Annotated in this window: 14 protein-coding genes; 6 read left to right on the top strand and 8 right to left on the bottom strand. The window is 37.3% G+C overall.

The window, feature by feature from the left end; genetic code table 11:
• Positions 1-7: 7 nt before the first annotated feature.
• Positions 8-133, bottom strand: coding sequence for a hypothetical protein (locus Q0W26_RS09980; RefSeq protein ID WP_298524699.1), 126 nt, complete (start codon positions 131-133; stop codon positions 8-10).
• A gap of 66 nt (positions 134-199) precedes the next feature.
• Positions 200-1462 (bottom strand): SseB family protein, encoded by a 1263-nt coding sequence (locus Q0W26_RS09975; protein ID WP_298524695.1) that lies wholly within the window; start codon positions 1460-1462, stop codon positions 200-202.
• Positions 1463-1933: 471 nt separating this feature from the next.
• Between Q0W26_RS09975 and Q0W26_RS09970 the strand changes: the two genes are divergently transcribed.
• Both Q0W26_RS09970 and Q0W26_RS09965 read left to right on the top strand, forming a co-directional pair.
• Positions 1934-2881 carry a hypothetical protein gene (locus Q0W26_RS09970; protein ID WP_298524692.1) on the top strand — a complete coding sequence of 316 codons (948 nt, stop codon included), beginning with the start codon at positions 1934-1936 and terminating at the stop codon, positions 2879-2881.
• 249 nt (positions 2882-3130) lie between these two features.
• Positions 3131-3598, top strand: coding sequence for a hypothetical protein (locus Q0W26_RS09965; RefSeq protein WP_298524688.1), 468 nt, complete (start codon positions 3131-3133; stop codon positions 3596-3598).
• Between the two features lie 79 nt (positions 3599-3677).
• Here Q0W26_RS09965 and Q0W26_RS09960 read toward each other — a convergent pair whose 3' ends face one another.
• Positions 3678-3977, bottom strand: a complete 300-nt coding sequence (locus Q0W26_RS09960; protein ID WP_298524685.1) for a chloride channel protein — start codon at positions 3975-3977, stop codon at positions 3678-3680.
• A gap of 5 nt (positions 3978-3982) precedes the next feature.
• On the bottom strand, positions 3983-4885 hold the full coding sequence (locus Q0W26_RS09955) for a chloride channel protein (RefSeq protein WP_298524682.1): 903 nt from the start codon (positions 4883-4885) through the stop codon (positions 3983-3985).
• Between the two features lie 309 nt (positions 4886-5194).
• Here Q0W26_RS09955 and Q0W26_RS09950 point away from each other — a divergent pair, with 309 nt between their 5' ends.
• The gene (locus tag Q0W26_RS09950; RefSeq protein WP_298524679.1) at positions 5195-5635 is read left to right on the top strand and encodes a hypothetical protein; all 441 of its coding nucleotides are present in this window, start codon (positions 5195-5197) and stop codon (positions 5633-5635) included.
• A gap of 42 nt (positions 5636-5677) precedes the next feature.
• On the opposite strand, the gene Q0W26_RS09945 is transcribed toward Q0W26_RS09950, so the two are convergent.
• From Q0W26_RS09945 to Q0W26_RS09935, 3 genes are all read right to left on the bottom strand, one after another.
• Complete coding sequence (locus tag Q0W26_RS09945; protein ID WP_298524676.1) at positions 5678-6265, bottom strand: stage II sporulation protein M; 588 nt, start codon at positions 6263-6265, stop codon at positions 5678-5680.
• 188 nt (positions 6266-6453) lie between these two features.
• Positions 6454-7035 carry an HXXEE domain-containing protein gene (locus tag Q0W26_RS09940; RefSeq protein ID WP_298524673.1) on the bottom strand — a complete coding sequence of 194 codons (582 nt, stop codon included), beginning with the start codon at positions 7033-7035 and terminating at the stop codon, positions 6454-6456.
• Positions 7036-7047: 12 nt separating this feature from the next.
• On the bottom strand, positions 7048-7539 hold the full coding sequence (locus Q0W26_RS09935) for a hypothetical protein (protein WP_298524671.1): 492 nt from the start codon (positions 7537-7539) through the stop codon (positions 7048-7050).
• A gap of 93 nt (positions 7540-7632) precedes the next feature.
• Between Q0W26_RS09935 and Q0W26_RS09930 the strand changes: the two genes are divergently transcribed.
• Positions 7633-8121 (top strand): hypothetical protein, encoded by a 489-nt coding sequence (locus Q0W26_RS09930; protein ID WP_298524668.1) that lies wholly within the window; start codon positions 7633-7635, stop codon positions 8119-8121.
• Positions 8122-8129: 8 nt separating this feature from the next.
• Here Q0W26_RS09930 and Q0W26_RS09925 read toward each other — a convergent pair whose 3' ends face one another.
• Positions 8130-8681, bottom strand: coding sequence for a DUF2115 domain-containing protein (locus Q0W26_RS09925; protein WP_298524665.1), 552 nt, complete (start codon positions 8679-8681; stop codon positions 8130-8132).
• A gap of 200 nt (positions 8682-8881) precedes the next feature.
• On the opposite strand from Q0W26_RS09925, the gene Q0W26_RS09920 reads away from it, so the two are divergent.
• Together Q0W26_RS09920 and Q0W26_RS09915 are read left to right on the top strand one after the other, a co-directional pair.
• Positions 8882-9349 (top strand): hypothetical protein, encoded by a 468-nt coding sequence (locus Q0W26_RS09920; protein ID WP_298524662.1) that lies wholly within the window; start codon positions 8882-8884, stop codon positions 9347-9349.
• A gap of 70 nt (positions 9350-9419) precedes the next feature.
• Positions 9420-9755, top strand: coding sequence for a hypothetical protein (locus Q0W26_RS09915; RefSeq protein WP_298524660.1), 336 nt, complete (start codon positions 9420-9422; stop codon positions 9753-9755).
• The last annotated feature ends 34 nt before the right edge of the window (positions 9756-9789 follow it).

Here is a 9789-nt window from a genome sequence, read left to right as displayed (position 1 = left end):
TTCAGAGCTAACTTTCATCAGAAAATTTCAAATCAACAAAGTTTTTGAAAGAGTCGTTTTCATTATCCCTTGATATTTTAAGGTCGGCTGGCCTTTTGTAGCCATCATCTTTTTTATCGTCAATGCCATCCATTGCCCAATATGGCTTTTTAAGTGCAATATAATGTTAAGATTTTTATAAATCTTTTTTAAACTATTTTCAATCGAATAGCGCCAAAAATGCACCAATCGGCATGTTCAAGTTATATCTTGTGAAAGGATTCATGGCGATTACTGAATACTTGTCAGTCTGCTTAAGCATTCCTGCCAAATCACCCATATAGATTACCATCACTGATGTGAGGGCACCTGCCTCCTTCATCATTTTTTCACTGGTAAACAAAGGCACCGCCTTTCTTCCATCATGGTCTGTCAGTGCCTGGATGGTGAATCCTTCAGGACCCTCTATTTTATCGCCTGGCTTTGAGTTTTCAATTTCTTTGAATGTGTCAGGGCCAAAATCTACCGGCAGGAAGAGTCTTGCCTCCTTAAGCAATGCAAAGACTTCACTTTCCATCTGAGGAGTTATCTGCTGTTTTGTCAACTCCTCCAGACGTGAATTGTCAACAACAGTGTCAACAACATCATTGCCCCCTGCAAGTTCTATGCAGCCTTCTTCAGTTTGGACAATGTATTCAAGTTCAATTAGGCGATTTATGAATGCGTCAAGCTCTTCATCATCGAATGCTACAAGTTCATTTTTGACCTCATCCAATTTGTGGCATTTTCCAGGAAGCCTTTTCATGACTGACTCGAATGAGAATACCTTAAATCTGGCATATTCCCCTAAATTTGAATTTCCACATTCAAATGACAGTTCACCGTCAGATGATTTGATGCAGCCAATCCATTTAAGATAATAGTCGCCGACCTCAGGAGTCATGTCAGCGTATCTGTGGGCTGCAATATGTTTGATCATCTCAATGACATAATAATCATCGGGATTGCGCTTTAAGAGATGGGAGAAATAATCCAGCTCATGCTCGACCATGTCCTCTTCAATAAATACCAGAGGAAGATTGATGCCTTCGCTAAGGCCATCTTCAAAGTCGATTGCCTCTTCGATTCTGCCAAGTTTTATCAGGTTTTTGAACTTGTTTTCGCATAGCCAGTCGAATTCCTTGATTTTCAGGCCTTCCTCACAAAGCTTGAGGGACTTTTCATAGTCGCCCAAATCATAGTATACCATTGCAAGATTGTTTTTGAGATAGTAGTTGTCAGGGTAGCGTTCGATTCCTTCGCTGAGCACATTTATGGCTTCATCGTACTCATCCAAAAAGCAGAGTGAGATTCCCTTGTATCCAACAGCGTTCTGGTTGTCCGGAAATTCCTCAAGGATTTCGTCGCATTTCTCAATTAGTCCCCTATAATCATCACATTTATACAATTCTTCGCATTCAATCAGTTTTTCGTCTAAATTCATGATAATCACTTCAATAATGATGGTTATTCAAACATCTGCACAATCACATTGCAGATATATTAATGTTGGTTGCAATAGTATATAAAGATTGTGTTTATGATGATATTATAATGTTATTTAAAAAAGCGTGACGTTAATGTCAAAACTCGGGAAAATCAAATATGCCTCTGCAAAAGGGTCTCGAATATTTCAAATGAAAATATTCGGCCGAATCCTGTCCCGTAAATTTCATGTCCCCTCCCCATTATTAATTAATTTAACCACACACAATATCAACCCTACACTACAATTGACTTTTTAATGCAAAATTTATCTAAGCCCATATTATTTATTTTAATTTATAAAATTGTATTTGAAATCTAAAATTAATATAACCCTATAAAAATAAGTTATATTAAAAATTAAGTTTATATAGTATGTAAAACATAAAATAGACTACAATCAAACTGTTGTTAAAAAAGGTGTATAACTATGAACAATAATTCAAAACGAACTAAAATACAGCAAATCGTATCTGAAATAATGAGAAACAAAATAACTACCATGCCCTTTGATTTCCTGTTTAGAGATAACATTGCACATTATCCAGAAACAAACCATAAACTCTTAGGTTTACCGGGAATTTTTAAAAATATAGAGGATACAAACATATTCATCAAAGGCTGCGGGAATTTGAATATGGACCATCTTGAATCAGTACTGCCTGATGATGGAATGATTAAAAGGGAAGCTGCAATTAATGTCGAACAGGAAACCGGCAAAATCAAAAATGAAAAAATAGAAGTCATATTCAATTACTGGTTAAACACAATGATAAAACTTAAAAAGCCATGTTACCCCTTTGTAGCAACTAATTACGAATACAAATCAAAGTTTTTAGTGGGTTTTGTCGAAGGGTTCCTATTCATTATCTATTTAATCATATTTTATAAGAAAAGACTTTACAAAATCTTAAATACTTTAAATGAAAAAGATTACAGTAAAGAAGAATTTTCAAAGGAAGATTATGTGCAATTCACCTACTGCATGATTTTTGCTAAAAAACCATATGCCGAAGACATGATGGAAAGATTGACAATGCTCTTCACTTCCATTGAAAATATAAACAAGGAATTTCAATACGATTTGCATACATCATTGTGTATGATGATAAAATACCATTTCAATGATGATGAAAAAATTATGGAGTTGATTACCATGATTACAGAAAAAATGCAAGAAGAGGAAATGGAAAAACTATCCTTTATCGAAAGGATGAAAACACAATTAGCAGAAGGAGAAATAGAACGTAAACAACTAAAATCTGAGATTTCCAAAAAAGATAGTGAACTCTCTAAAAAAGATGATGAACTCTCTAAAAAAGATAAAAAAATAGAGTACCTCCAAACTCTCCTTATAAACAACAATATCATTTTTTAAGGGATGAACACTCATCCCAATATATTTCAAATAGTATGAATGTTAGATTAAATATGTTCTTATATCTTCTTTTTTAACACATAGACAAAAAAATATTCTATTTTCTCTGCAATTTCCAATATAAAACACCAAAATGATAATGAAATATATTCCATCTTGAACACCATAACGTTTTGAAAAAACATTAATATAACCGAATTTGAAAGTATTTAAATATAATTCCTTTGAAAAATATCATATGGTGATATTATGGACATCAAAAAAATCAAAATCATAGGCATTGCCACTGTGATTGCCATCATTGCACTTTCAGCAGCATATGCCGCACAGGACAACGTAATAGAAATTGAAAACATCAAATTCAACACAACAAACATAACCGAATTCACATTTTACAGTGAAGACTCCTATGACAACGACACTGGCATCATGACAACATACTGTGGTGGAGAAAATAATGAATCCTACATCACTATCTATAACGAAAGCAAGATGAACCAGTCCGGATACAAAACATCAATAGAGGAGTTCATGGCAGAATTTGAAAACCTCACTACCCAAACAGTCGATGAAATTCAGATATATGAAAACGAAACAGAAGACGGAATGATGTATTACACAGTCATTGACAATGATGACCTGCAGACTTCAGTTTTCATCGAATGTAAGGAGTTGAATGAAACCGTCAAGATTGCTTCAACCCTTGAATTCAAATAAGAACCATCTTAAATCTCTCCGGCTTAAAGCCGGAGAATTTTTGCACAAAAAAATTAAAATATATTGAGGGCAGATATTCCTAAGTCACGTCCAAAAACTCAGGAATCCTGAAAAGACAAGCTACAACAGCCGCCACCAGCATAAACGGAATCAGATTCATTGGGAAAATTATCATCAGCAACAGCACCACTGCAATCGGCTTTCTCATGATGCTTGCCAAAAATGCCGCAGTAACGATTGACATTGAAATTACCGGATCCATTCCCAGAGGAATGCTCAATGCATATCCCATTGCAGTTCCTGAAAATATCAGAGGAAAGAAATGCCCTCCCTTAAGACCAGTGTCAATGCAGACGTTTGTAAGAACAATCTTAAGCACACTTGTTAAGACCAGCGCAATAACACCAGCTGGACACCTGAATCCATTAGAAGATAAATCTGATGTTCACCTGAAAACATCGTCAGAGGAAGGAGAGTTCCACAGATTCCCAAGACAAGTCCACCGATAGCTCCCTTTAAAATGAAATTACCTTCAAGTGGAGTAAACAACTTCTTAGACATCTTATGACTAATAAAATACACATATGAAAGGATGATTCCCAAAGCTATCAGCAGTATGATGCCCGGATAGTTCAGATTTGTCAATGCTGCAGTTCCGATTGAATGCAGACCTGCCTGGTTGTGTGTAAGCCTGTTTAAAAAGATGAATATTCCAAATGAACTTAAAATAGCCACGAAATACAGGATGTTTTTGGATGACTCGGGAAGGCCGCTTTGCTCGTTTTCTATTGGCTCGACAAAACCGAACATAGGTGATGCAAACACTGTTCCCAAAGTTGCAGTAATACCGATGTGGGCCAGTTCCTCAAGCTCCTCATTGAATATCTTAAGCTTGTCGCCCATCCATGTGTAGAGCCCTGCAATGATACCCGTAAGACCTGCTTCAGGCCCTATGCTTGCTCCGAAAATCAGCGGCAGTATTGAAGAGACAATCAGAGGAAAGATGTTGCTGTAGGAATACCTGTGATGTTCCTTGACAGTGCTGATGACGGCGTTCAAGTCTTCGGGAATGTCACCGTACCTGCTTTTCCAAAGGCCAATCAGAATCCCTCCTGCCAAACACACTACAATAGTATAGTATTTAAAATCAATGAGACCTGGCAGATATCCCCACAGGATATTGATTCCAAAGTTCATGCCTCTGATGAAGCACCATATGATGAGCCCCGCAACAGCTCCAACCAGTACCATATACAATGTCAGAAGAAGATTGTTTTTAAATTCCATTGAAGATATCTTTGTCGGATTTGGTATATAAGGGATTTCTAATCAGTTAGAAAAGGACCAGCAGCAACTGCAAATGATTTAAAATGAGCTTGAATAAAAGCTATTTTTCCAAATTCACTGCCCTATGCTAATGTTGTTTAAAAAAATTAATCATAACCCATTAAATCAATTTTTAAAATATTTAATGAGACATTAATAGAAGATATTTTTAAAAAAGAATAAATACTATTAATCACTATCTAAAACCACAATAATTTACTGGGAAGTGAAATCATTAAAAAAATCATAATTGCTTTTGCAATCGCTCTTGTGATGATTGCAGCATGCAGTGCCGTATCGGCCGACAGCATAAAAACACATGAATTCAACTACACAAACGAGGCATTTTTTAATTTGAGCGACAATCTGACAAACGATAGCGGAGTTGAACTGAGTCTCTTTGATGTTGGAACATCCTATCTCTATCCTGATGAGAAGGTGGTCTGTCTGCTTTTGGGCGAGCGCAATGAAGGCATTGATGATCTTGAAGGCTTTGAAAACGACAAAGAATATGAAAAACTTGACTCCAACAAAACACAGCAGAGATATGAGACATATGTCTTCAAGAATTCAGAGGAGTACACCGTTTTCATTGAGCTTGATGACTTAAACCTTGACGGGGACGGCATCTACAAGTATTTCAGAGGAACCTTCGAGACAATGGATGAGGTCCAGATATTCATTGACACCTTCCGGACCAGCCAAAGCTAAACACTATAATGCCATCACCTCAAAAAGATTTATGCACTGTTTTTAAGTGCCAACAATGAATTCGGAAAACGGAACTGAAAAATACGCTTCAATAGGTGCTGCAATAAGAATCAGTACTGTTGCAAAGACCATCAGCACAAGACTCTGAATCAGTATCTTTTTTGTCTTTTCAAATGCATCTGAAGCGCCATCTGTTTCGCTGCTTCTCCAGGCCTTGATGAATCTCCAGATGAATAGAAACAGAAGCACTCCAGCTGCGGACTGAATGACTGTTGCGGTAATTTCAAAAATTCCATGAGGAATCAGATAAACTATAAATTTCAGACCGCCATTTGGGACGAGCTGGTCAAACATCTGCCCAAAAAATCCCAAATTAATGCCGTTATATATCAGAATTAAAACTGCAGGAATTCCAAAAAATATTGAAGCGACATATGACACGACTCCTCCCCAGGCATTATGGATGAAAATGTCAACTACATCATCACCGCTCATGCCCGGAGCAGTGGCATTTGAAGCAGGAATTTTAGCCATAGCCCCCTCCATTATGGAACCTGAGAGAACCCATGCCAAAACAAAAAAGATTATAAACAATATATACAGACCGATTATCAGTTTCTTATTGTCCATTAAACTTTCAGTTAAAAGATTTAATATATTCATACTTTAACTTATAATTCACAAGTTAATTAAAGTTTACACTAACCTGTGAACTGTTGAGGCTATTAACCTTTAAATAGAATTTTAAAAAATATCTTAGCATAACAGATGTGGTACTTTTAACAGAACCCGACCAAATCGCATTTATATTCTCCATATTATTGTCTTATTTTTTCAAACATATCTTTTCTTGTGATTCCTGCACTGCTCCATATCCTTGAAGCCAATATCGCAAAGCTCACGACAAAAAGAACTATTGCAATTAGATAATCGATTGGAGCTGCAATGCCGTTCAATCGTATGACTGAATATATCGCCGCAATCGCCATAAGCCATGCTGTGACCATTCCAGGAGTGTATGGCTTGTTGAGATTGTGGATTTTGATTCCTGCGGTGTGGATGAACGCTTCAAAAATCGACAGCACAATGGTCATCAAAAAGAAAAATACCATATTAGCGCCTATATAACCTAACGCAAGATAGACCATCCAGAATACAAATACGGCAAAATTTGCACTTTCCACATCAAAATCATCTGCATTAATCTCGAATTTCTTAAGCATCAGCTTATGAAACCCTCCCGGCCAGTATTTCTCCTCAATTTCATGAAGAACACCTAAGACTGCAAAGAGATTCACAAGTTTGCGGACAATTGAAATGCCATCCCAGTTAAGAAGGTCATAGGCAGTCAACACCGCAACTATCGCAATGAAGATGTGCATATTGTACTTTTTAAGCAAATCATCCGCCCCTTAATTGACTTTCAAAGTTGAAATTATCTTGGCTGTTTCATTCGCATCAGGTGTTGAGACATATACTGCTGTTTTCATGTCCTTAAACTCCTTATACGCAGAATATCGGGCATCTCCAATATTGTTTCCATTATTTGCTTTCACAGAGAATATTTCAAATCCGTTAGTCTCATTTGTGGATGCGGATTCATTTCTCTCATCCTCTATCCATCCGGAATAGGTCAAGTCAAATTCGGATTCGTTCATTTCAGAGCAGTTCAAAACGCATAATGTATATCCTGAATCGTCCTCGTCAATGTAATATGAAGCAATGACATTTTCGCCCTCATCCATATTATTGAAGAAAATGAATTTGGTCACGTTTGTTGTATTGAACTCGATGTTATCGATTTCAATGACATTATCCTGCTGCTGGGCGGCAAATGCTGCTGAACATGCTACGATTGCAATAACAGCTACAATAGTCATGATTGATATTTTTTTCATGTCCATAATATCACCTTATAATCAATATTATAAATTGATGAGTTAATATATTTTTTCAAATAGGCAAGATTTAAATTAAAGATTGGAAAATCTAATAATATGAATATTAGAAAAGCAGAACCTGATGATTTGGATGCGATAATGAACATTTACCTCATAGCGCAGGATTTCATGATTGAATCAGGAAATCCCAATCAGTGGGGCCGTTCCTATCCAAGCAGAGAGTTGATTGCTAGTGACATTGAAAATGAAGTCTGCCGTTTGATTTGCGGGGAAGAAAAAATTCACGGAGTCTTTGCCCTTTTTGAAGGTGTCGAACCATCATATGAACATATTGATGACGGCCAGTGGCTAAATGATGACCCGTATGTTACCGTTCATAGAATATCAAGCGACGGGGAAGTGCACGGCATTTTCAAATGCGCAATAGATTACTGCAAAGGCATATCCGACAACATTAGGATAGACACCCACAAAAGCAATCTGATAATGCAAAAGCAAATCGAAAGGAACGGATTTGAAAAATGCGGAACTGTTTATGTCAGGGACGGGTCTGAAAGAATAGCTTATCAATGGTCAAGATACTGAATTTAACGTTAGAATTCAAGCTGCTCTGCAATGCACATTTTGCAGACCGCATTAGGTGATTCGAGATTGGCATCCTTCACCGGACAGTAGTATTTGCCGTCATGCTCCTCAACCTCAAGAGATCCGGGAAACGGAGTCCCCACAGGATGGATTGGCTCTTCTAGAATGAAAGTTGTATAAATGGAAACGATTCCGTATATGAGAGGGAATTTGGTTTTGGAGGTATGGGATTCGTTGATGTGGTATGACCTTAAGGTGGCAACCGAATCTATGAACTCCCCCTTGTCGATGCTCTTGTCATATCTATGGTCGTCACCTGAAATGTCACGGATTCGGCCCAAAAAGTATTTTGCATAAACTGCATGACTCTTTTGCTTATACGAATCCTGAACATATTTGGAATCCTCAATCATCTCGCCATTTACTTTCATCAGGTCGAATACCGAAATCGTTGACGAATATTTCTTCAAAACCTCCAGGACGGCATCTGCAGAGACGAATTTCTCGCCGACAACCACATCAGTAAAGTCATCATACATCCTAAGCGAATCGTTTTTCATCAAAACATATTATCTACAAAATTGCATAAGTACTTTTACATCCTAAGAAAAATAATTTTCCCCATCAGATGACCTAATTTGAATAAAATTCAATGAAAAATCAAATTGCTGAAAATTAATTCCAATTTTAAAAAGTTTTAAATAGAATCATTCATTTACATATTATCAAAGGTTCTTTTTGAACTTTAGGAGGTTATGAAATGAAGAAACTGTTATTGATTCTAGCAATATCCACACTCCTGATTGGCTGTGCATTTGCGGCCAATGCAGATGATTTCAAAGTTGACGAAAAAATATACACTTCAAGTTTCAAGGACACAGACTTTACAATATACTTTGAGGACACAAACACCTCAGGAATAGGCATATTCCGCTCCATTGAAACCACTGACGAGGACAACGACGATGCTGTAGACGATATCCTAAAGACTGACGGTGACGATTATCTGAAAGCTGATGACGACTTCAAACTGGAGAAGAACCCAGACAACACAGCTAACTTCACAGATACCGAAAACCACAATCAGGGAATTGTGGAACTTGTTGAATTGGACAAGGAACAGTTTATCATTGTCTTCTGGAGCGACAATGCAGATGACATGTCAAAACTGATGACACAACTGAAAGACTTCAACAAAGACAACAGCCTGACACCAGTCGCATTTTAGATTCAGCGAAACGGAGAATCACCAATTCTCCCATTCTTCTTTTTTAAAATTCAACACAACCGGTGAAAACATGAGAGAATGGCAAGTGGGAGACCCTATAGGTGACGGAAACGACATAGGAGTTCCGGACATTCCATACATGGGATATCTCAAGGATAATGAGGAAGTTGAAAACGACTATCATGACCATTTGAGCTTCGCTTTAACAAGCGCCAGACACTTCTTTGAGAAAAAAGATTACAAAACCGCATTTCTTTCGCTTAAATCAGCATGGGAATATTACTCCAAAATGGAAAAGAAAATAACAAACCCATTCGACAAGGAGTGGATCTGCGAGCTGTGCTGCAGAATCATCAACAACAAGGCCGATTATTACTCCGATGCGTTGAACCTCCCCGCCCTGTAGAGGGCGGGGATTCGCAAACCAAAAAATATATTGT

The sequence above is a fragment of the uncultured Methanobrevibacter sp. genome (assembly GCF_947169325.1).
Taxonomy (GTDB): Archaea; Methanobacteriota; Methanobacteria; order Methanobacteriales; family Methanobacteriaceae; genus Methanocatella.
This window is presented reverse-complemented; position numbering and strand designations above follow the sequence as displayed.

What these genes read in the sequence shown, in the direction of transcription:
- Q0W26_RS09980 (WP_298524699.1), bottom strand. Translation starts at nt 133, where the DNA reads ATGGATGGCATTGACGATAAAAAAGATGATGGCTACAAAAGGCCAGCC.
- Q0W26_RS09975 (WP_298524695.1), bottom strand. Translation starts at nt 1,462, where the DNA reads ATGAATTTAGACGAAAAACTGATTGAATGCGAAGAATTGTATAAATGT.
- Q0W26_RS09970 (WP_298524692.1), top strand. Translation starts at nt 1,934, where the DNA reads ATGAACAATAATTCAAAACGAACTAAAATACAGCAAATCGTATCTGAA.
- Q0W26_RS09965 (WP_298524688.1), top strand. Translation starts at nt 3,131, where the DNA reads ATGGACATCAAAAAAATCAAAATCATAGGCATTGCCACTGTGATTGCC.
- Q0W26_RS09955 (WP_298524682.1), bottom strand. Translation starts at nt 4,885, where the DNA reads ATGGAATTTAAAAACAATCTTCTTCTGACATTGTATATGGTACTGGTT.
- Q0W26_RS09945 (WP_298524676.1), bottom strand. Translation starts at nt 6,265, where the DNA reads ATGGACAATAAGAAACTGATAATCGGTCTGTATATATTGTTTATAATC.
- Q0W26_RS09935 (WP_298524671.1), bottom strand. Translation starts at nt 7,539, where the DNA reads ATGGACATGAAAAAAATATCAATCATGACTATTGTAGCTGTTATTGCA.
- Q0W26_RS09930 (WP_298524668.1), top strand. Translation starts at nt 7,633, where the DNA reads ATGAATATTAGAAAAGCAGAACCTGATGATTTGGATGCGATAATGAAC.
- Q0W26_RS09925 (WP_298524665.1), bottom strand. Translation starts at nt 8,681, where the DNA reads ATGAAAAACGATTCGCTTAGGATGTATGATGACTTTACTGATGTGGTT.
- Q0W26_RS09920 (WP_298524662.1), top strand. Translation starts at nt 8,882, where the DNA reads ATGAAGAAACTGTTATTGATTCTAGCAATATCCACACTCCTGATTGGC.
- Q0W26_RS09915 (WP_298524660.1), top strand. Translation starts at nt 9,420, where the DNA reads ATGAGAGAATGGCAAGTGGGAGACCCTATAGGTGACGGAAACGACATA.